This is a genomic window from Ruminococcus sp. Marseille-P328, from assembly GCF_964249465.1.
Classification (GTDB): domain Bacteria; phylum Bacillota; class Clostridia; order Lachnospirales; family Lachnospiraceae; genus Blautia_A; species Blautia_A faecis.
Genome location: NZ_CAXUBQ010000009.1, coordinates 114,869 through 136,617 on the forward strand (window position 1 = coordinate 114,869; position 21,749 = coordinate 136,617).

General features: G+C 43.6%; 18 protein-coding genes and 1 riboswitch. All 18 genes read right to left on the reverse strand.

Annotation, left to right across the window (positions count from 1 at the left end):
- Positions 1–303: 303 nt before the first annotated feature.
- Positions 304–2,379, reverse strand: coding sequence for a UvrD-helicase domain-containing protein (locus ACESTK_RS08450; protein WP_373119471.1), 2,076 nt, complete (start codon positions 2,377–2,379; stop codon positions 304–306).
- 277 nt (positions 2,380–2,656) lie between these two features.
- A complete protein-coding gene (locus tag ACESTK_RS08455) occupies positions 2,657–4,504 on the reverse strand; it encodes an ABC transporter ATP-binding protein (RefSeq protein WP_204452908.1) in 1,848 nt (615 codons plus the stop codon).
- Entirely contained in the window at positions 4,501–6,663 is a 2,163-nt protein-coding gene (locus tag ACESTK_RS08460) for an ABC transporter ATP-binding protein (protein ID WP_373119474.1), read from the reverse strand. Before ACESTK_RS08460 ends, ACESTK_RS08455 begins: the two co-directional genes overlap by 4 nt.
- Positions 6,664–6,740: 77 nt before the next feature.
- Complete coding sequence (locus ACESTK_RS08465; RefSeq protein ID WP_226815755.1) at positions 6,741–7,232, reverse strand: MarR family winged helix-turn-helix transcriptional regulator; 492 nt, start codon at positions 7,230–7,232, stop codon at positions 6,741–6,743.
- Positions 7,233–7,698: 466 nt separating this feature from the next.
- A complete protein-coding gene (locus tag ACESTK_RS08470; RefSeq protein WP_118582984.1) occupies positions 7,699–7,872 on the reverse strand; it encodes a DUF4250 domain-containing protein in 174 nt (57 codons plus the stop codon).
- Positions 7,873–8,050: 178 nt separating this feature from the next.
- Complete coding sequence (gene clpB / locus ACESTK_RS08475; protein WP_373119477.1) at positions 8,051–10,633, reverse strand: ATP-dependent chaperone ClpB; 2,583 nt, start codon at positions 10,631–10,633, stop codon at positions 8,051–8,053.
- A 252-nt stretch (positions 10,634–10,885) separates the two neighbouring features.
- Positions 10,886–11,137, reverse strand: coding sequence for a hypothetical protein (locus ACESTK_RS08480; RefSeq protein WP_227201110.1), 252 nt, complete (start codon positions 11,135–11,137; stop codon positions 10,886–10,888).
- A 26-nt stretch (positions 11,138–11,163) separates the two neighbouring features.
- Positions 11,164–11,964 carry a class I SAM-dependent methyltransferase gene (locus ACESTK_RS08485; RefSeq protein WP_195409358.1) on the reverse strand — a complete coding sequence of 267 codons (801 nt, stop codon included), beginning with the start codon at positions 11,962–11,964 and terminating at the stop codon, positions 11,164–11,166.
- Positions 11,961–12,668: a class I SAM-dependent methyltransferase gene (locus tag ACESTK_RS08490; RefSeq protein ID WP_373119480.1), complete on the reverse strand. Its 708-nt coding sequence runs from the start codon at positions 12,666–12,668 to the stop codon at positions 11,961–11,963. The genes ACESTK_RS08485 and ACESTK_RS08490 overlap by 4 nt, the downstream gene beginning before the upstream one ends.
- 312 nt (positions 12,669–12,980) lie before the next feature.
- Positions 12,981–13,568, reverse strand: coding sequence for an AAA family ATPase (locus ACESTK_RS08495; RefSeq protein WP_195409359.1), 588 nt, complete (start codon positions 13,566–13,568; stop codon positions 12,981–12,983).
- Between the two features lie 13 nt (positions 13,569–13,581).
- Positions 13,582–13,908 (reverse strand): hypothetical protein, encoded by a 327-nt coding sequence (locus ACESTK_RS08500; RefSeq protein ID WP_373119483.1) that lies wholly within the window; start codon positions 13,906–13,908, stop codon positions 13,582–13,584.
- Between the two features lie 30 nt (positions 13,909–13,938).
- Positions 13,939–14,457, reverse strand: a complete 519-nt coding sequence (locus ACESTK_RS08505) for a CarD family transcriptional regulator (RefSeq protein ID WP_373119485.1) — start codon at positions 14,455–14,457, stop codon at positions 13,939–13,941.
- Between the two features lie 28 nt (positions 14,458–14,485).
- Positions 14,486–14,707: a hypothetical protein gene (locus tag ACESTK_RS08510; protein ID WP_118582969.1), complete on the reverse strand. Its 222-nt coding sequence runs from the start codon at positions 14,705–14,707 to the stop codon at positions 14,486–14,488.
- Positions 14,708–15,019: 312 nt separating this feature from the next.
- Positions 15,020–16,243, reverse strand: coding sequence for a carboxynorspermidine decarboxylase (locus ACESTK_RS08515; RefSeq protein ID WP_373119488.1), 1,224 nt, complete (start codon positions 16,241–16,243; stop codon positions 15,020–15,022).
- A complete protein-coding gene (locus tag ACESTK_RS08520) occupies positions 16,243–17,502 on the reverse strand; it encodes a saccharopine dehydrogenase family protein (RefSeq protein WP_373119491.1) in 1,260 nt (419 codons plus the stop codon). The genes ACESTK_RS08515 and ACESTK_RS08520 overlap by 1 nt, the downstream gene beginning before the upstream one ends.
- Positions 17,503–17,545: 43 nt before the next feature.
- Complete coding sequence (speB, locus tag ACESTK_RS08525; protein WP_373119494.1) at positions 17,546–18,403, reverse strand: agmatinase; 858 nt, start codon at positions 18,401–18,403, stop codon at positions 17,546–17,548.
- 3 nt (positions 18,404–18,406) lie between these two features.
- Positions 18,407–19,261, reverse strand: a complete 855-nt coding sequence (gene speE / locus ACESTK_RS08530; RefSeq protein WP_148461219.1) for a polyamine aminopropyltransferase — start codon at positions 19,259–19,261, stop codon at positions 18,407–18,409.
- A gap of 112 nt (positions 19,262–19,373) precedes the next feature.
- Positions 19,374–20,840 carry an aminotransferase class I/II-fold pyridoxal phosphate-dependent enzyme gene (locus tag ACESTK_RS08535; protein WP_118583008.1) on the reverse strand — a complete coding sequence of 489 codons (1,467 nt, stop codon included), beginning with the start codon at positions 20,838–20,840 and terminating at the stop codon, positions 19,374–19,376.
- 798 nt (positions 20,841–21,638) lie between these two features.
- Positions 21,639–21,748: riboswitch (glycine riboswitch) on the forward strand.
- Position 21,749: the final 1 nt, after the last annotated feature.

A 21,749-nucleotide genomic window follows, 5' to 3' on the forward strand; every position in this document is an offset into this window, starting at 1 on the left:
CTGTTCACTCCGTTCACAGTAACACGCTTCGCGATGCACAGAAATCATGCTTTGCATGATTTCGCGCCGCAACTCTCGGGTTTTCTGTGAACTTTGTTCACAAAAAACACCTCGCGGAATATTACCAGTGAACAGTAACTCTAAATTGAAAATATTATAAACTTTCGTGACGAACTTTATACATTTTTTCAGAGGGTGTTTGTAAAATCCTATCAGCAAAATGTACATTGCATTTGGCAGCATGTTTCGACAACCTGAATTTCTTTTTTATTTTACGCTCTGTTTGTCATACTTTTGTAATATTTATTTTCCGTATTCGTACATATGCAATTTATGAAGCGCTCTGGTAGCAGCAATATAACGTCCCTGTTTTGCAATCGGGCTCTGATCTGCTGCAGGGAACAGGGAAAATACCTGGTCAAATTCCAGACCTTTTGCAAGATAAAACGTAGTAACTGTAAGGCCTTTGCAGAAGCTGGTACTGTCACGATGCAGGTATGAGAAACGGTTTTCCATATCAAACCCTGTATTTTCCAGTTTTTCTTTCAAAATGCGGGCGGCTTCTTTCGCCTCAGATTCCGTGCGAAGGATCAACGCAGCTGTCTCAAACTGTTCTGCTCCCAGCTGAAGCTTGTTCACAAGCTCATCCAGAGCCGCTTCCATTGCCTGCTGTTTTTTCCCTTTAAAAAATAATTCTTCCACTGGCTGGCCATGACGATCAAACAGATCCATATCTGTAATCCCTGCAAGCTGATTCGCATAAGAAGCAATCTCCACAGTGTTTCGGTAGCTTTTGTTCATGACGATCCTGCGGATCTCTTTTCCGAAAATTTTCGGTAAAAATCCCAGGACATCCTGAGCCTCATCTTCCATAGTCTGGGCTTTGTCCCCCAGGATGGTCATACGGCAGGGAAACATCATTTTAAGGATCAGATACTGAAGCCTTGAATAATCCTGCATTTCGTCTACTACCAGGTGCTTGATACCATTGTGACTGGTCTGGCGAAGAAGGCGGTACTTCATGTAAAGTACCGGATAGACATCCTCGTACCGAAGCTTTCGCTCCTGAAGCTGTACATGGGGAAGTCCCGGATAGCCGCAGCTTTCCAGAAAACGGCTGTAGATCACATAGAGATCCTGAGTCTCATACATATTCATGAATTTCTCCATTACAATGGCACGTTCTTCCTCATCCATATCATTGTCCCGAAGCGTCTCTACCTCATCAATGAAATTCTCTGCAACTGCCTCCATACGTGATAACAGAGGGATATCCTGAAATTTAAAGTAAAAAAGATCAATGATCTCCTCTTCTTTTTTCGTAAAGCTCTTATATTCCACATCATGAAAATCCATCAGCTCATCTTCTAAGGAGGTGAGATACCCCTCCATCTGATTCAAAAATTCCCTGGACTGTTTTTCCTTATATAAGGAAGGCATATCCGGGAAATTCAGGCTGCGCTCAATCTGGTCATAACGGTCTTCGCAGTCCGATACCGTATCCTTCAGCTGTCTGTAGGCAAAAAGATCAAAGCTCATTTCTTTAATATTTTCCTCTCCCAATTCCGGAAGTATATGGGAAATATAATCAGAAAAGATGCTGTTGGGAGACAGGATCAGGATATTGGAGGATTTTAGATTCTTGCGGTCGTGATACAAAAGATAGGCAATCCTGTGCAAGGCAATGGAGGTCTTGCCGCTTCCGGCTGCGCCCTGGATTACCATGATCTTATCCCTGGTGTTTCGGATGATGGCATTCTGCTCCTTCTGGATGGTGCGGACAATATTTTTCAGCGCAGTGCTGCCTCCGCTGCCAAGCTCTGCCATAAGAATCTCGTCATCAATCTTCACATCACTTTCAAACTGGTAAATCATACGGCCATTTCGAATCTTGTACTGCCACTTGGAGGCAATTTCACCGCAGATGGTTCCCAGCGGTGCCTGGTAAGACGCCGGACCTTTATCATAGTCGTAGAAAAGCCCGCTGACAGGAGCACGCCAGTCATAGATCAGCGGCGTATGCCCTGCCTCTTCTGCGAAATTTCCGATTCCAATATAAAAAATCTCCGGCTCCTCATCCCCTTCAAATACGAAATCCACTCTTCCAAAGAAAGGGGAATCCAGCATTTTACGAAATCTTTTTCGCAAATGGATCTGCTGCTCGTTGGCGTTGATCTGGTGAAGAAGTGCCTGCTGGTTATCGAAATTTTCGTAACCATACTGGTCCATCTCCGTATAGTTCTCCCAGTAATACTCATGCATTCCTTCGATATCCTTCTGTCCTTCCAGAATGGACTGGCTGATATGGGCGATCCTGGTTTCTAATTTATCTGTAACGTATGCAAGAAAAGCTGCTCCGTCTTTATTATCAATTGTCATTGGGGGTATACTCCTTTAACATTCGCGCTGCAGCCCTTTCTACAAATCTTTGTAAAAAAACACCCAGGGCTGCTGCAATAAATGAGTTTTTTCGTTGTCATGACTTTGTCCCTGCCTTCCTTTCCGGCAGAAACTTTGCTCCATTATACATTATCTGCGGGTAAAAGTACAGACAGCAAATCCCTGGATTTTTTCTCTCTGAAGACAAAAAAAACAGCAGTTTTTCCGTATATTTTCCGAAAAAGCTGCTGTATTTTTTTATCTGTTTCACTTACTTTTATGCAGTCTGCGTCTTATCAAACTGGCTGTTGTAAAGATCTGCGTAGAAGCCTTTCTTTGCAAGCAGCTCTTCATGGCTGCCCTGCTCGATAATGTCACCATCCTTCATAACCAGGATCAGATCTGCGTCCCTGATGGTGGAAAGTCTGTGAGCGATGACAAAGCTGGTTCTGCCTTTCATCAGGTTATCCATAGCTTTCTGGATCTGTACCTCGGTTCTGGTATCAACGGAGGAGGTAGCCTCATCCAGGATCAGGATCTTATTGTCTGCAAGAATGGCTCTTGCAATTGTCAGGAGCTGCTTCTGGCCCTGGGAAACATTGCTGGTCTCCTCATCCAGAACCATGTTATAGCCTCCCGGCTGCTGCATGATAAAGTTGTGGATATGAGCAGCCTTTGCTGCTGCGATCACTTCCTCATCGGTAGCATCCAGCCGTCCATAGCGGATGTTTTCCATAATGGTTCCGGAAAACAGCCAGGTATCCTGAAGCACCATTCCAAACATTTCATGAAGCTCGCTTCTGTTGAAATCTTTTACATCATGGCCATCTACTTTAATAGAACCACTGTTTACATCATAGAAGCGCATGAGCAACTTAACCATTGTGGTTTTTCCTGCACCAGTAGGACCTACAATCGCAATTTTCTGACCATCTCTGACCTTTGCCGAAAAATCGTGGACAATGATCTTTTCCGGATTGTAGCCGAAGCTTACATGATCAAATTCTACATTTCCGCTGAGCCCGTCAATAGAAACGGCATTCTCTTTGGTAGTCTCCTCTTCCTCCTCATCCAGGAACTCAAACACACGCTCGGAAGCAGCAGCTGAGGACTGAAGCAGGTTGGTTACCTGTGCGATCTGCTGGATGGGCTGGGTAAAGTTACGGATGTACTGGAAGAAGGACTGGATATCACCTACTTCAATAGAGCCTTTGATCGTGAACCATCCTCCAAGAAGGGCTACCATAACATATCCAAGATTTCCAACAAACTGCATGACCGGCATCATGATTCCGGAGAAAAACTGGGATTTCCATGCTGATTCGTAAAGCTTCTGGTTGTCTTTTTCAAATTCTGCAACTACGTCTTCTTCTTTATTAAATACCTTCACTACATTGTGTCCGCCGTAGTTCTCTTCAATCTGGCCATTTACCTCCCCCAGATACTTCTGCTGTGCCTGGAAATATTTCTGGGAGTGCTTCATAACGAAATTGATGATAAGCATAGACATCGGAAGGATCAGAAGGGCAGCCAGGGTCATCCACACATTGATGGACAGCATCATCACAAATACACCGATCAGGGTGGTAACTGATGTGATCAGCTGGGTAATACTCTGGTTCAGGCTCATCTGAAGGGTATCCACATCGTTCGTTACGCGGGAAAGGATTTCTCCGTTTGTCCGGCTCTCATAGTAGTTCATTGGGAGGCGGCTGAATTTCTTTGAAATATCTTTACGTAAATTGTAGGTAACGTCGTTGGAAATTCCGGTCATCACATAACCCTGGATAAAGGAGAAGCAGGCACTTGCCAGATACAGTCCTAATGTCCATAACAAAATATAGCCGATTTTTTCAAAATCAATGCTTCCGGTGCCGTTTACCTTGGCTACCAGACCGTTAAAAAGCTCTGTTGTTGCCTTTCCAAGGATCTTTGGTCCTACAATGTTAAAAATGGTTCCTGCAATTGCAAACAGAAACATGAGAACGAAACGGAATTTGTAGCGTTCCATGTATTTCAAAAGTCGTTTCATTGCTCCTTTAAAGTCTTTTGCCTTTTCCCCGGAGTTCATTGCACGGCTCCGATGACCACCCATCATAGGGCCTCTGGCTTTGTTTTCACTCATGCTAATTCCTCCTCTGAAAGCTGTGACATGGCGATCTGGCGGTAAACCTCGCAGTTCTTCATCAGTTCCTTGTGGGTGCCGATGCCTGCCATATTTCCGTCATCCAGCACAATGATCTGATCTGCATTCAGGATAGTGCTGATTCGCTGTGCTACGATAATCGTGGTAATATCCTTTGTCTTTTCCTTCAGAGCCTTGCGAAGCTTGCTGTCAGTCTTGAAATCAAGTGCGGAAAAGCTGTCGTCAAAGATCAGGATTTCCGGCTTTTTGGCAATCGCTCTTGCAATGGAAAGACGCTGCTTCTGGCCACCGGATACATTATTTCCTCCCTGGGAAATAGATGCTTTGTAGCCTTCCGGTTTCGCTTCAATAAAGTCATCGGACTGGGCAATCTGAGCTGCCAGTTTTACATCTTCCTCTGGCATATCCGGCTTACCGTAACGAATGTTGGAATCGATGGTTCCAGAGAACAGGACTCCCTTCTGAGGTACATAGCCCAGACGGTCACGAAGCTCATGCTGTGTCATATTTCGTACATCCACACCATCTACTTTTACACAGCCCTTCGTTGCATCATAAAATCTGGGGATCAGGTTGACCAGTGTACTCTTACCGCTTCCGGTACTTCCGATGATAGCAACAGTCTGGCCTTTTTCTGCCTTAAAGGTAATATCGTTGATGACATTTTCCCCTGCTTCCGGATAAGCGAAGCTTACATGGTCAAATTCGACCGTTCCTTTTTCCTGCTTATCTGGCATTACCGGTTCCTCCGGATCATTTACAGATGGCTCCATTTCCAGGACCTCACAGATTCGGCCGGCTGCCACGTTTGCCCTTGGGAGCATAATGGAGATTGCTGTGATCATCAGGAAGGACATAATAATCTGCATTGCGTACTGGATAAATGCCATCATATTTCCTACCTGCATAGTTCCATTGTCAACGCCATGTGCACCGAAATAGATAATCGCTACAGATACACCGTTCATGATCAGCATCATGATCGGCATCATAAATGTCATACAGCGGTTTACAAACAGGTTTGTCTTTGTCAGATCCATATTTGCTTTTTCAAAACGCTCTTCCTCATGCTTCTCACGGCTGAACGCGCGGATAACCGGGATTCCGGTAAGGATTTCCCTGGTTACCAGGTTCAGACGGTCAATGAGAGTCTGCAGCCTGGTGAATTTCGGCATTGCAATCTGGAACAGTACAAAAATAACAATCAGAATGATAGCTACTGCGGCTCCAAGGATCCAGGTCATGGAGGAATCGGTCTGGAGAACCTTGAGCACGCCTCCGATGCCAAGGATGGGCGCATACAGAACGATTCTGAACATCATGGTCATAACCTGCTGCACCTGCTGCACATCGTTGGTACTTCGTGTGATCAGGGATGCAGTAGAAAATTTATGATATTCGTTGCTGGAGAAATGAATAACCTTGCGGTATACATTATCTCGCAGATCATGTCCAAGGGCTGCTGCCACTCTTGCTGAAAGGAAGGTAACACTTACAGCGGCCAGCATGATCACCAGCGCCATCAGGACCATCTGGATTCCGGATGTCCGGATGTAACTCATCTGAATTGCATCCAGATCCTCGCCCATAGCTTCGTATTCTGCTTTCACACCACTGACAGCGGCCTGTGTAAGAATGGATTCCGGCATGTCGGAAAGCTTCTCATCTGCAGCCTCCAGCATCTGTTTTTTTGCATCCTCCGGCATTGCTGACAAAACCTGCATTGGGTCCGTTCCTTCCGGTACCTGCATCTGGGAAAGCATTTTCTGGCTCTCTTCACTGCCAGAGGTAAAAGAGGTGTACATCATCAGAGGTTTGCACAGAAGATCGTTTAATTCCTCACGTTTATCCCCTGTAATGCCACCTTTCAGTTCATATGTGTCTCCATCCAGGACATAAGAGTGCTGAACTTCTTTCTGTGTGTCTTCGTCCATAAAAATCTGCAGATTTTCCATTGTGCTCTGACGCATTTTTTCCGGAACACCATCTGGTATTCCCCCCTGCTGGATCCCTACGTTAATTACCTTGGAGGTATAATCCGGCAAGGACAGATCACAGTATGCCTGCAAAAACAGCAGTCCAATGATCAGGACGATATAGCCTGCTGATTTTTTCAGATACTTCATTAATTTAATCATGCTTGGGTTGTCCTTTCTACATTTTTTCAAAACATCCGGGCTTTTCTGCCTTTTGCTTTGTTTTTCAGTTTCCTGTGCTACTTTTTATTATGGCAAAAATGTCCCATGCACATTTCTTCCGGTGAAAACTCTGGTGCTGGCATTGCCGCAATATTTTCCTTAATCTGTATGCAGAATCGTTTCATCAGACATAACTCACTTTCGGAAAATCCGTTCAGAACCTGTTTTTCTCCTTCCTTTGCCATGCGCATACCTTCATTAATTATTGCTTTTCCTTCTTCTGTAAGATAAATCCGGCTTATGCGTTGATCTTTTTCATCCTGTTTTCGAACTATAATACCGATTTTTTCCAGGCGTTGGATACTTACGGTAACAGTAGGCGGCTTCACGCCTAACTGGCTGGCCAGTTCTTTCTGGCTACATCCGTCTTCTTTCCACAGAACAGCCAGAATCGGCATTTGTCTTGGATGGATTCCCAGACTTTTAAGTTTACCAAAGCATTTTTCCATATACATGCGGCTGATTTCCATAATCAGACGTTGAATGCTTTTCTCATTGTTGTTTTCCAAATTCTCACCTCACTTGCTGTCTGAAACTGAGATACAAGCTTTGGAGTGTGTATTACAGTTTCAAGTTCCTGTTCAGCTTTCTTATATTAGTTAGCCGACTAATTTTATAGTTTACACTTTTTCACAAGAAACGCAAGTGTTTTTTGTGCAGTTTATATTTTTTTTAGATTTGTGTCTTAAATTTATTGAATTTAAAATATGTATTTATTTTGTCGGCTAATTATTATGTATAAGACCACATTATCTGTTGTCCGGAATTTTCATGGTAAAAAGAATCCTGCTTGCAGGATTCTCCATTTGCGGCGGGTCGCCTGGAGCGACAACACCCCTTCCGTCGCAGTGCAATCCCGCCTGGTAAGCTTTTTATGTAATACGTAACAGGAATTTCCTGTTACAAAAAAATACCGCCTGCCAAGCGGTTTTCACAGCTTTGACAAGCGGTATTGAAGTATTGAATATTGTGATTTCAAATAAACTGGTTGGTCTCTTCGTCGTAGTGGTAGTCGATGGAATCCATCTTATCCAACAGAGATTCCCTGTTCAGTCCGCGGCAGGTACACAGTGCTTCCAGAGAATCGTAATAATCCCGAAGCTGGGTATTTACATAACTAAGCAAAATCATAGGATCTTTTGGTATCATAAGACTTGGACTCCTTTTCTTTTCCTTTACTTGTTACTGTTCACTCCGTTCACAGTAACGCGCTTCGCGATGCACAGAAATCATGCATCCGCATGATTTCGCGCCGCAATTCTCGGGTTTTCTGTGAACTTTGTTCACAAAAAACGCCTCGCGGAACGTTACCAGTGAACAGTAACCTTTACTTCACTTTAACCACATACTCTCCATTCTCCACATCCAGTACCAGTGTATCGCCGGTATGGACTTCACCTGAAAGGATCTTCCTGGCAGTCAGTGTCTCTACATATTTCTGAAGATAACGCTTCAGAGGTCTTGCACCGTAGACAGGATCGTAACCATTGTCAATGACATCCTTCTTGGCTGCATCTGTCAGTTCAAGGGAAAGCTCCTGGTCGGCAAGCCGGTCATTCAGCTCTTTTACCATCAGATCAACGATACTACCAATATTATCTTTTGTCAATGGCTTAAACAGAATGATCTCATCCAGACGGTTCAGGAATTCTGGACGGAAATGTCCGCGCAGATCATCCATAACCTCTTTCTGGGCTTCCTCCTTGATCTCACCATTTTCATCAATACCATCCAGCAGATAAGGAGATCCGATATTGGAGGTCATGATCAGGATTGTATTCTTGAAGTCTACAGTACGTCCCTGGGAATCGGTAATACGACCATCATCCAGTACCTGCAGAAGTACATTGAATACATCCGGATGTGCCTTCTCAATCTCATCGAAGAGTACAACGCTGTACGGTTTCCGACGAACAGCCTCTGTAAGCTGTCCGCCTTCCTCGTATCCAACATATCCCGGAGGCGCTCCGATCAGTCTGGATACAGAGTATTTCTCCATGTACTCACTCATATCGATTCGAACCATATTCTGCTCATCATCGAAAAGAGTCTGTGCAAGGGTTTTGGCAAGCTCTGTTTTACCAACACCGGTTGGTCCAAGGAACAGGAAAGAACCGATTGGTTTGGTCGGATCTTTGATTCCTGCTTTGGAACGAAGGATGGCATCGGTTACACGGCGTACACCTTCATCCTGACCGATGACACGTTTATGAAGCTCATCCTCCAGATGAAGCAGTTTGGCACGCTCTCCCTCTGTCAGCCTTGCTACCGGAATGCCGGTCCAACGGGAAATGATCCTTGCGATCTCATCGTCTGTTACTACTTCGTGGACAAGGCTTCTGTCGCTCTCTTTTGTATTGCGCTCTTCGATTTCCAGCTGCTGCTGTAATTTCGGCAGCTCGCCATACTGCAATTCGGAAGCTTTCTCCAGATCATAGTTCTGCCGTGCGATCTGAATCTGCTTATTCATATCCTCTATCTGTTCACGAAGCTTCTGGAGCTTCTCTACAGAATGTTTCTCATTCTCCCACTGAGCCTTCTGGGTGTTGAAAGAATCCTGCATTTCCGCAAGCTCCTTCTGAAGCTCTTCCAGACGCTCTTTACTTAAATTATCAGTCTCTTTCTTCAGAGATAACTCTTCCATTTTCATCTGATCAATTTTACGGCGTTGTTCATCCAGCTCAGTCGGCATGGAATCCAGCTCTGTTTTAATCAGGGCACAGGCCTCATCTACCAGGTCAATTGCCTTATCCGGAAGGAAACGGTCTGTGATATAACGATGTGAAAGTGTTGCAGCTGCAACAAGTGCGCTGTCTGTAATTTTAACACCATGGAATACTTCGTAGCGTTCTCTCAGACCACGAAGGATGGAGATGGTGTCTTCTACAGATGGCTCATCTACCATAACCGGCTGGAAACGACGTTCTAGGGCAGCGTCCTTCTCAATATACTGACGGTATTCATCCAGCGTGGTCGCGCCGATACAGTGAAGCTCACCACGAGCAAGCATTGGCTTCAGCATATTGCTGGCATCCATTGCACCATCCGTCTTACCTGCACCTACGATCAGGTGAAGCTCATCAATAAACAGGATGATCTGACCTTCGCTCTTTTTCACCTCTTCCAGAACTGCTTTCAGACGTTCCTCAAATTCACCACGGTATTTGGCACCTGCTACCAGGGCTCCCATATCCAGGGCAAAAATTTTCTTATCCTTCAGTGCTTCCGGAACATCTCCTGCTACAATTCTCTGTGCAAGACCTTCCACAGCAGCTGTTTTACCAACACCGGGCTCACCGATGAGAACCGGATTGTTCTTGGTCTTACGAGAAAGAATACGGATCACATTCCGGATCTCACTGTCACGTCCGATTACCGGATCCAGTTTCTGGCTTCTTGCCTTTTCCACAAGATCTTCGCCATATTTATTTAAAGTATCATAGGTGCCTTCCGGATTGTCGCTTACTACACGCTGGTTTCCACGTACTGTGGAAAGTGCCTGCAGGAAACGCTCTTTGGTAATGCCAAATTCGCTCCAGATTTTCTTCATACTAGGGCTTGGATATTTCAGCAGGGCCAGGAAAAGATGCTCTACGGATACGTATTCATCTCCCATTGCCTTAGCTTCGTCTTCTGCATTTACAAGTGCCTTATTCAGATATTGTCCAAACCGGAGTTCGCCGCCAGATACTTTGACTTTTGCATCCAGAGCGTTCTTCACTGTGTTCAGAAAATATTCTTTATTTATTTCCATCTTCTCAATCAGTTTGAGAATCAGGCTGTCTTCCTGTGTTAGGAGGGTATATAACAGATGCTCCTGTTCGATTTCCTGGTTGCCATATTCGTAAGCAACCTTCTCCAGATCCTGAACAGCCTGTACGGATTTCTGCGTAAATTTGCTGATGTTCATAGGCTCTCCTCCTTCAGCTGATATTAATATAAAGCGCAGCTTCCGCGGCTCTTTAAAAAAGTAACTCGCAGGGGCTGCGCATTTATAAACATTTATAATGATTTCCTTATTACGGTTATTAATATAGCACCGATTGTTAGCACTGTCAAGAGGTGAGTGCTAATTATTTTGTGGAGATTGTGTGAACGCTACGAGCCATGCAAAATAGCGGTTTAAATCTTGTATTATTTTGTCTGTATCCACGCTGTCCTCCTACCTTATAATTTTCCAATTTGATTTTCGTTTTGTTCCGCCCTGTACCAAATGTCCATAATCCTTTTTTCCAGGTGACATTGTCATCACATTCACACCGAGTTTATGTAACCATTTCACGGATGTACGCGCCAGATAATCCTCCGGATCATCCCCGATCATTGCAATCATTGCACAGTCTGAACCTGTTTTGCATTTCCAGTATGCACCATAAAATCCATCTGATTTCACATTAAAATGTCTTTTCATCATCTATATCATCTCCTGCTTGTATAATATCAGCCACGTTTCTCCATAACTATTATTTTATTTGAGATGTTCCGAACGATTGGAAACTTTCCTATCACATGATAAATTGGCATAAGCTCTTTCATTCCTTCAATCAGACTGACTTCCTGTCGAACAGAAAATGCCGGTATGATTCTTTGCAGTTCCTTTCCATTCTTAACTCCCCATGTGAATTTTGCATTGCTCCCCTCTATAGATTTTTCTTTCACATGTTTCACAACAAAAGGGGACATGGTTTCAACCATTACGGTTACTTTCTGGAATGATTTCTCAATAATAGAAAACATTTTTCTAATATCCTTTTCACACAAATACATTGTAAGACCTTCGATTATTACCAGAACATTCTCACCATGATAATCGATATCATCTACATAGGATTCATCCATTGCAGACTTTGCAATCTGATATACCGGACCAGTTTCGGTAAGGAACTGACTCCTTATCTTCATCGTTTCTGGCAGATCCACATTGTACCAGTGCAGATATTTTCTCTCCATCCGATAACATCTGGTATCCAGTCCACATGCAATATTTATAACAACTGTATTTGCATGCTTCTCCAGATATTGCTTAACCATCCGGTCTAATACGATTGTTCTCGCAATTACGCCATAATTCATGGCTTTATCCTTATCTGCTTTGGAAAAGTTATAGTCCAGCTTCTCCACAAGTTCTACTGCAATCTCATCCTTGATTTTGGCATTTTGCTTTTTTGTTTCTTTTGCTCTTGCATACAAAGTCTGTACCATCGTTTCCGGCACACCTGTCACATTCACTTTTTCTTTCATTGCCTGTCGCCTTCTCCCTTAGGCTTTCTCACAACACAATGCATCCTCATACCTTTACGGATTTCAAATTTTTCTACTTTTACCCCTGCTTTTCTGCAGCACTTCATGACCATATCTCTTGTTGGTACCTGGACATCTCCGTGTCCGCATATATTTGCCAGAGGCATTTCCAGTGTATTCATCAGCCATACCAATACTTTATTGTCACTGGTCACATCTCTCAGAATCAATCTTCCATTTGGGCGAAGACATCTTTTCACACTGTCAAAAAATGCCTGTGGATTTGGATAGTGATGGAAGCTCATAGAACAAATAATTGCATCAAATGAATCGTTTTCAAAAGGAAAATTCTCACAGTCTCCCACAACAAATATTGCATTTGGAATATCTTTCTTTTTTGCCTGTTCAATCATCGCAGGAGTCAGATCCAGTCCTGTATAATGCCGGTCTGGATATTTTTCTGATAATAAAGAAATCATCGGAGCAGGTCCGCAGCCTGCATCCAATAAATCTCTAAATGGCTCCTTCTCTAATTCTTCCAGAATATCCGGATAATCCTTCTTGCACATTTCGTAAATACCAGCATGGTTACTTTCATATCTTCCTGCTGCTTTTGTAAACTCGTTGATTGATAATTTTTTGTATTCTTCGTTTTTCATGCTTTTTTCTCCAATCACACCTGCACCATAAATCAATATTCTCATAGAAATCTGTACTCTTTTACATTTCCCAATAAATTGTTATCATGCATATTAGTTGTATCTAACTCATGTTTTCTAAAAAACCGTGTGAAAACAAAATTGGAATCCCACACGGTTTCTTTTCTGCATTCAGTATATCACTTTTATCTGGTTTATCAACCAGTTTTTGTTATTATGTCTCAGTTTCAGAAGAATCCATATTTTTCCATCCATAGCGAAAAATGGAAATCGCCATAGAAACCTCACTGACTATTTCGTCTAATATTCCTGCCCTGGAACCAACAGCAATTTGTAGTAAACAGTATAAACCTCCTGTTATTTAATGCATTCCATAATGATCTTCTCACATCTGTCATATCCAAGCTGTGAACTGTTCAGACACAACGTATAATTACTGGCCTTTCCCCATTTATGCTCCGTGTAAAAGTTATAATTTGTCATACGTCTTTTATCTGTATCGGCCATCATTTTCACAGCTTTCTTCTCATCTACATTATATAAGCGAATGATCCTCTGTGTTTTCTCAGGCATATTTCCATGAATAAATACATTTAGCACATCATCACGGTCTTTCAGGATATAGTCTGCATTTCTTCCAATGATCACGCAAGGGGCCTTCTCGGCTAGTTCTAAAATAACTTTTCTCTGCGCCTCATGTACCATATCCTCCACAGATCTTCCTGTGATGTCACGTCCAGCAAGTGCATATGCAAACATCCCTTTTTTCGGAGATAATTCTGCATTTTCCTGAATGTATTCTGGCGATAATCCGGACTTTTCTGCAATTTCATTAATAACATTTTTATCATAATAGGCAATTCCCAGCTTCTTCGCGACTTCTTCTCCGATAAAACGTACACCACTTCCAAATTCTCTGCTGATTGTAATGATTCTTTTTACCATTTTCAGTTCCTCCTTAACGCAAAGTATCAACTTTGTTTTTTCTAATCCTCTTTAAAAATACATAGCCTACCAGGCATGCAATTACTTCTGTAATCGGAAATGCCCACCAAATCATTGAAACGCCCACCTGACCATTTCTTACAAACAGTGAAAAGATTCCGGCCAGTGGCAAAATGATAATAAGCTGTCTCAAAAGTGAAATAACCAACGATTCCACACCACCGTCCAGCGCCTGATAAATGCCCTGATAAGCAACATTGATTCCGGCAAACAGGAAGCTTACCGAGATCACTCTCATCGCGCCGATAAAATATTCTCTTGACTGTCCTGCATTAAACAACGTTGCAAATGCTCCGGGGAAAAACTGTTGTCAACTCTTTGATTCGCTTTGATTCATATAATCAATAATTGTTTTACAGATTTGCTGCTTTGGTTTTCCAAGAGCAATTCCAAGCTCTACATATAACAGATTTTCGGCCACCTGAAAATATCTTGCATCTGTAGTAGTGCACTTTTTTCCTTGTGCAAGCCTTTTTTGTTTTCGTTGATAAATCATTTTTATAATAGCAACTAAGGCTTCAGGATCATTTGATTTTACTGCCTCTTTATAGCTTTGCTCTCTCATTTTTTCATTATTTGTCCACGCTGTCGGAATCTCTGGAATTCGTTTGATCAGATTCCACGCTTCCTCTTTTGTCAGACACAGTCTCAGCCTCGAAGCTGAATTTGAAACAGGAACATATATTTTTTCCTTTTCATCTTCTACTGGTTTCATGAGATAATACAATTTATCTTTTTTTTCATCCTGCGGATTCAAATATAAAATGTTCTCTATTTCACAGATACCTGTAACTGGTTTGCTGACAAAATCTCCAATTTCATATTTCACAAAATCCTCTCCTTGCTGCCCGGAACTCTTATTCCGTAAAAGTATAACGTACAAAAGAACCCTGTTTGTCTCCTGTTACTATTACAACATCTCCACTCTCATTGCATGTGGATTCCAGAACCGGAAATCTTCCGTTTTCTTTTACATAAGCTTCCGGACTTACTGCTTCTGCCTCAATCAAAGTTTTTTTACTGTATTGTTCTCCTCCACACGGATTTATTTCTTCAATAAAGATTTCATATTCATGCATGTATGGTTCCTCCTGAAATTCATTTTATAAACAACAGGCAGCATATAAGATGTTGCTTTCCCGCATCACTACGCTGCCTGCCGTTATTTTTATTATAAAACCATTTTGTTCTTATTTCAAAAGCGTTTTTTACTAAAAATGTATCTTCTTTTTTTAGATATTATTACCATACGTTTACATATACTCAGACTGTTTCATACGTTCCAGATCTTTTCTGGTGTTGTGTCATTATATCTCACTTTCTTCCAGACAGAAAAAAAACGCAAGCCATATTTCTATGACTTACGTCTTTTTACAAATTTTATAGGAGACCTACTCTGATTTCCTGCGGTGTCCAAGTCTGCCTTTAAAATCCTCATAACCGAAATCAGTCAGACGTTCCATGGTTTTATCACCATGCCGCAGCCAGATATCAGGCAGGGGCATTCCGTTAAAGGTATTGTTTTTGCAGGTTGTATATATGGCCATATCGCCAAACATGAGAAGCTCTCCGTATTCCAAAGGCTTTTGGAAGCTGTAATCTCCTATAACATCCCCGGACAGGCAGGTTGGTCCTCCAAGACGGACTGTAACGGCATGCTCTCCTGGCTCCCCTGCTCCAAGAAGGGGAGGACGGTAAGGCATTTCCAGAACGTCTGGCATATGACATGCAGCACTTCCGTCCAAAATTGCAAGCCGGGTATCACCATTTTGCAGCACATCTAGCACGGTTGTCAGAAAGAATCCGGCATTTAAAGCCCACGCCTCTCCAGGCTCCAGGTAAATATCCACCTTCCATTCTTCCTTTGCCGCCTTAATGCACTTTTCAAGCCGTGCAATATCATAACCTGGTCTTGTAATATGATGTCCTCCTCCCAGGTTCAGCCATTTTACCTTAGAAATCAGATCTCCGAATTTCACCTTCACCGCTGCAAGAGTGGTTTCCAGATCAGAGGAATCCTGCTCGCAAAGGGTGTGAAAGTGAATACCATCCAATAATCCGGTCAGATCCGGATGTATTTTCACAGCGGTCTCCCACTGTGCTCTCGTGGTACCCATACGACTTCCCGGGGCACAGGGATCATAAATTGCATGTCCTTCCTGGGTAGAGCATTCCGGATTGATCCTGAGCCCTACGCTTTTTCCGGCCTGCTTCGCTCTTTTTCCAAATCGAAGAAGCTGGGAGGGTGAGTTAAACACTATATGATCTGCAAAGCAAAGCAGCTCTTCAAATTCATCCTCACGGTATCCGGCACAAAAGACATGTACCTCTTTTCCTGGCATCTCCTGGGCGCCAAGCCTTGCTTCGTACAGTCCACTTGCTTCTGTTCCAGCCAGATAAGGCTCCAGAAGGTGATAGCAGTCATAATTGCTGAAAGCCTTCTGCGCCAGAAGCATTTTGCATCCTGTTCTTTTGGCGATCTTTCCCATTAATTCTGCATTTTTTATAAGCGCTGTTTCGTCAAGAACATAACAAGGCGTCTTGATTTTCCGGAATTCCGGCGGAATAATTCCGCCGGATGCTGCAAAGGGTGGTCTTGTATCTGTTTTTTCCATTAATCAACCAGCTCCGGATTATGATTTTCACTGCGTGGAAGTCCGTATTTGTCAAGCGCCTCCAGGAACGGATCCGGGTCAAATTCTTCTACTGTATACACTCCTGGACGAATCCATTTTCCGGTAAGCATCATTAATGCCCCACACATGGCCGGAACGCCTGTCGTGTAACTGATTGCCTGGCTTCCAACCTCCTTATAGCATTCCTGATGGTCACAAATATTATAAATATAGTAGGTTTTCTCTTTTCCATCCTTTACTCCGGTGAAAATACAGCCAATATTGGTTTTACCTTTGGTACGGGGACCAAGGCTTGCCGGATCCGGAAGAAGCGCCTTCAAAAACTGGATGGGAACAATTTCCTGTCCGTTATAGTTGATCGGGGTAGTAGAAAGCATTCCCACATCCTCCAGACAACGCATGTGATCCAGATAGCTCTGTCCAAAGGTCATAAAGAAACGAATTCTCTTTACTCCCGGAATTGTTTGGGCAAGAGACTCGATTTCCTCGTGATGAAGAAGATACATGTCCTTATCGCCAACCTGGTCAAAATCATATTCCCGCTTAATGGCCATCGGAGGAATTTCCACCCAATGTCCATTCTCCCAGTAGCTTCCAGGAGCGCTTACCTCACGAAGGTTGATCTCCGGGTTAAAGTTGGTTGCAAACGCATATCCGTGGTCTCCTCCGTTGCAGTCCAGAATATCAATGGTATCAATCTGGTCGAACTCATGTTTTAATGCATATGCACAGTATGCCTGTGTAACGCCCGGGTCAAAGCCGCAGCCAAGAAGTGCAGTAAGTCCTGCCTCTTCAAATTTCTTCCGGTATGCCCACTGCCAGGAATAATCAAAATATGCGGAAAATCCAGCTTCCTTACAGCGTTTTTCATAAATAGCCCGCCACTCCGGATCATCGGTATCTTCGGGCTCATAATTTGCCGTATCCATATAGTTTACGCCACATGCCAGACAGGCATCCATAATTGTCAGATCCTGGTACGGAAGTGCAATGTTCATTACCAGATCCGGTTTGTAACTGTTGATCAGCTGGATCAGCTGGTTTACATCATCTGCATCTACCTTTGCCGTGGTAATAACTGTTTTTGTTTTTCCCTCCAGCTTCCGGGAAAGGGCATCACATTTTTCTTTTGTCCTGCTTGCAATACACAGTTCTGTAAATACCTCATCTGCCTGACAGCATTTCTGGATTGCTACACTGGCTACTCCGCCGCAGCCGATTACAAGTACTCTGCTCATATTTTTTATCTCCTTATTTTATATTTCACTATCGCAGCTGTTTTTATTTCGCCACTGCCAGCAGCAGTTCCCTGACCACCTTGCATGCTGTGGCTGTGGAAACACCGCTTGGATCCAGCATAGGTGCCAGCTCATTGACATCTGCTCCCACAATATTTAATTCTGATACCTTCCGAATAGCCGCAAGAAGCTCAAGGAAGCTTACGCCTCCCGCCTCCGGTGTACCAGTTCCCGGAAATACGGATGGATCCAGGCAATCCAGATCAATGGTAAAATATACCGGAACCTGCTCCCTGTCCAACTCCTGTATGGTCTCTTCCAAGCCTTCAAAGGTAAAAGGATGAAAATCTGTATGCTCCTTTGCAAACCGGAATTCTTCTCTTTCCCCACTTCGGATGCAAAACTGATGAATCCGTCCATCTCCCAGTATATCATGGCATCTGCGAATGACACACGCATGGCTTAAACGGGCACCAAGATAATCATCCCTCAAATCTGCGTGGGCATCAAAATGAATAATATGAAGCCCTGGATACTTTCTGACTGTGGCTCTTACAGCCGCCAGTGTCACCAGATGCTCGCCGCCTAAAAGCAAGGGTATCTTTCCTGCTTCCAGAATTTCCCAGGCACGATTCTGTATATCAGCAAGTGACATTTCACTGCTGCCGAAGCAAAGCTCCAGATCTCCACTGTCAAATACCTGAATATCTGTAAGGTCGCGGTCTTGATAAGGGCTGTAGGTTTCCAGTCCAAAGCTTTCATGACGAATGGCAGAAGGGCCGAACCTGGCTCCAGGTCGAAAGCTTGTGGTAGAATCAAAGGGCGCTCCGTAAAGAACAATCCCAGCTTCCTCAAAGCTGCTGTCACAGCCGATAAAATTCTCAATATTAGGTAAAATCATAAATCAGTCCTCCACCTCCTGAAGCATTTCCTCCAGAAAAGCCGGAAGATAAAAGGCGCCTCTGTGAAGCCTTGTGGTATAGTAACGGGTGCGAAGATTCAGGGCGTTCCATGCCTCCGGATCCAGATCATCCACCGGATGGTACTTTTTGCTTGCAAAACCAAACAGCCAGTAACCGGCAGCAAAGGTAGGAATATGTGCCTGGTAAACACGACTGATCTGGAACGTACTGGCAATTCTTTTGTGACTGCGCTGCATGGCGTGGGCATCCTCAGAATAAAAAGGACTTCCCTGCTGATTGACCATGATTCCATCCTCTTTCAGCGCATTATAACAGTTTCCATAAAATTCACGGGTAAACAAGCCTTCCGAAGGGCCAAAAGGATCGGAAGAATCCACAATAATAAGGTCATATTTATTTTCACAGCGTCGGATAAATTTCAACGCATTTTCATAATGAAGGTGCACTCTCCTGTCATCAAGCCTGCAGGCATTTCCCGGAAGATAGGCACGGCAGGCTTCCACTACCATGGGATCCATCTCTACCAGATCAATATGGCGGACACGGTCATATCTGGTCAGTTCACGTACAACTCCACCGTCTCCTGCTCCGATCACAAGAATATCCCTGGCTTCTTTATGGACAGCCATAGGTACATGGGTAATCATTTCGTCATAAATAAATTCGTCACGTTCCGTGAGCATTACATTGCCATCCAGTGTAAGAACCCTGCCAAATTCCGGTGTCTCAAAAATATCAATTCGCTGATAGTCGCTCTGCCTTGAGTAGAGCTGACGGTTTACCCGGATACTATGCTTTACATCCGGTGTATGAAATTCCGAAAACCACATTTCCATTTTCTTTACCTCCCTGCCAGAGTATATTTTAAAATTATTCCCGCAAGATGTGTGTCACCATTTGCAGACAGCCTTTTTCAAACAGTTACTGTTCACTCCGTTCACAGTAACTTCAAACATGCTCCAGCACATTTAACCGTAATATATCCGGATCTTCCGGACCTGTCATGTTGCATCCTTTTGCCTTGGCATATTCAATGTAATCCAGGATTTCCGGGGTGATCCGTTCCCCTGGAGCCAGAATTGGGATTCCCGGAGGATAACACATTACAAATTCACTGCATACCTTTCCTTCCGTTTCCCTGAGAGGAAGGCTGCATTTTTCTGCATAAAAAGCTTCCTGAGGGCTTGTTACTACCTGGGGATCAATATATTCCTGATCCAGCAATCCTGATTTATCCTTCTGAAAACGCCTGCGAATCTCCGCAAGGGCGCTTACCAGCCGCTCTACTTCCTGGGCACGGTCTCCAATTGACAGATAAGCCAGAATATTTCCGATATCACCAAATTCGATCTGAATATCATACTCATCTCTCAGAATGTCGTAAACCTCAATTCCTGCAAGTCCGATATCCAGAGTATGTACACTTAATTTCGTAATGTCAAAATCAAAAACCGAATCTCCATTCACCAGTTCTTTTCCAAATGCGTAATAGCCGCCAATGGCGTTAATCTCTTCCCTTGCATATTCTGCCATATCTGCTACCTGATGGAAAATCTGACGTCCGCGCTGTGCAAGATTCCGACGGGAAATGTCAAGACTTGACATCAGAAGATAGCTTCCGGAGGTAGTCTGGGTCAGATTGATGATCTGACGGACATAACCTGCATGGACGCCAGGTCCAGTCAGAAGAAGACTGGACTGGGTCAGGCTTCCGCCACTTTTATGCATGGATACAGATGCCATATCTGCACCAGCTGCCATTGCCGAAACCGGCAGGCCTCCTCCAAAATAAAAATGAGTCCCATGGGCTTCATCTGCCAGACACAGCATTCCTGCTTCATGAGCCATCCGCACAATTGCACGAAGGTCACTGCAAATTCCATAATAGGTAGGATTGTTTACCAGCACAGCCACTGCATTGGGATGCTCCTTAATTGCCTTTGCCACCTGTTCACGGCGCATTCCAAGAGAGATTCCAAGTCTCTGATCTACTTCCGGATTCACATAAACCGGAATTGCCCCGCACAGAACCAGCGCATTCAGCACACTTCTGTGGACATTGCGGGGAAGAATGATCTCGTCCCCCCTCTTGCAGGCAGTTAACACCATGGTCTGTACGGAGCTTGTAGTTCCGCCAACCATGAGAAAGGCGTGAGCTGCTCCAAAGGCATCTGCTGCCAGTTCTTCTGCCTCTCGGATCACAGATACAGGATGACAGAGATTGTCAAGAGGCTTCATGCTGTTTACATCCACGCCTACACATTTCTGCCCCAGAAACTCAGTAAGCTCCGGATTTCCTCTTCCTCTTTTATGTCCTGGCACATCGAAGGGTACCACCCTCATGCGCCGGAAATTTTCCAGAGCCTCGTGAATTGGTGCACGATTCTGGTCCAGTTTAAAACGAGTTCTGTTCATTGCGTCTCCATTTCCAGTTCCTTTGTCTGTATAAAGAATCCTGTTTGTAGGATTCTCCGCCTGTAAAGGGGGCATCTCCAGCGCCATCTGCTCTTCCGCAGTAGTGGAATCCTGTCCGGCAGGGCTTTTTTATATAATAGGAAATTCCAACGGGATTTTCTATTACACAAAAAAAGCAGGCTGCCTCAAAACTGCAAACCTGCTTGGATCATTCTTCCCGATTCTGTCTCTATTGACTTATAATAAATACAGGAATCCTCGTATTTACATAAAATAGAAATCCGGATGATATATGTCAGAGTCTATATAGCAATCATACTTTTACTACTCTTATTGACCGTTTCACAAGTCTGCGCATCAGGCGCATAGTGGTTATCAAAGGAACCAACTTATAAAATTTGAGCTTCTAACTCAATCAATAAGGCAACCAAAGTTACCATCAGCGGCAGTGGACCCGGCTGTCCGTATGGCCTTAACCCCAAATGGAGTGATCCAAAATAATTGCTTTGAAAAGACTCTTTCTTTGTCTTTCAAAATCTTCATAAGCATAGCACATATGAAAATGCATGTCAACTGTTTCATTTTATGATACCAGCAGATTGCGGAAATGATTTTCCAAACGCGCTCCTGTGCTGCAATGAAGGAAAGGCAAATATTTTTCTTGTCAAAACAAAATATTTTTCTAACATTTTCATTGAAATTTATGATCGTATATGATATTCTGTGTATTAGTGTGTTTCTACACAGTACGAATGACCGTCATGCTCGTACATTTTATAGAAAATGTATAAGCAGGTTTTTCGTAACTCAGGAGAGTCTCTTCAAAAAAATTTATGGAAGAGCGCCGAAGGTGTACGCAGCATTTGTAATGCTGTTAATCTCTCAGGCAAAAGGATGGAGGAAAGAGAA

Coding starts and splice junctions, on each gene's coding strand:
- ACESTK_RS08470 (WP_118582984.1), bottom strand. CDS start 7,872: ATGATACCAAAAGATCCTATGATTTTGCTTAGTTATGTAAATACCCAG.
- clpB (WP_373119477.1), bottom strand. CDS start 10,633: ATGAACATCAGCAAATTTACGCAGAAATCCGTACAGGCTGTTCAGGAT.
- ACESTK_RS08480 (WP_227201110.1), bottom strand. CDS start 11,137: ATGATGAAAAGACATTTTAATGTGAAATCAGATGGATTTTATGGTGCA.
- ACESTK_RS08495 (WP_195409359.1), bottom strand. CDS start 13,568: ATGGTAAAAAGAATCATTACAATCAGCAGAGAATTTGGAAGTGGTGTA.
- speB (WP_373119494.1), bottom strand. CDS start 18,403: ATGATTTTACCTAATATTGAGAATTTTATCGGCTGTGACAGCAGCTTT.
- ACESTK_RS08510 (WP_118582969.1), bottom strand. CDS start 14,707: ATGCATGAATATGAAATCTTTATTGAAGAAATAAATCCGTGTGGAGGA.
- ACESTK_RS08460 (WP_373119474.1), bottom strand. CDS start 6,663: ATGATTAAATTAATGAAGTATCTGAAAAAATCAGCAGGCTATATCGTC.
- ACESTK_RS08455 (WP_204452908.1), bottom strand. CDS start 4,504: ATGAGTGAAAACAAAGCCAGAGGCCCTATGATGGGTGGTCATCGGAGC.
- ACESTK_RS08490 (WP_373119480.1), bottom strand. CDS start 12,668: ATGAGAATATTGATTTATGGTGCAGGTGTGATTGGAGAAAAAAGCATG.
- ACESTK_RS08485 (WP_195409358.1), bottom strand. CDS start 11,964: ATGAAAGAAAAAGTGAATGTGACAGGTGTGCCGGAAACGATGGTACAG.
- speE (WP_148461219.1), bottom strand. CDS start 19,261: ATGGAAATGTGGTTTTCGGAATTTCATACACCGGATGTAAAGCATAGT.
- ACESTK_RS08515 (WP_373119488.1), bottom strand. CDS start 16,243: ATGGAAAAAACAGATACAAGACCACCCTTTGCAGCATCCGGCGGAATT.
- ACESTK_RS08520 (WP_373119491.1), bottom strand. CDS start 17,502: ATGAGCAGAGTACTTGTAATCGGCTGCGGCGGAGTAGCCAGTGTAGCA.
- ACESTK_RS08535 (WP_118583008.1), bottom strand. CDS start 20,840: ATGAACAGAACTCGTTTTAAACTGGACCAGAATCGTGCACCAATTCAC.
- ACESTK_RS08450 (WP_373119471.1), bottom strand. CDS start 2,379: ATGACAATTGATAATAAAGACGGAGCAGCTTTTCTTGCATACGTTACA.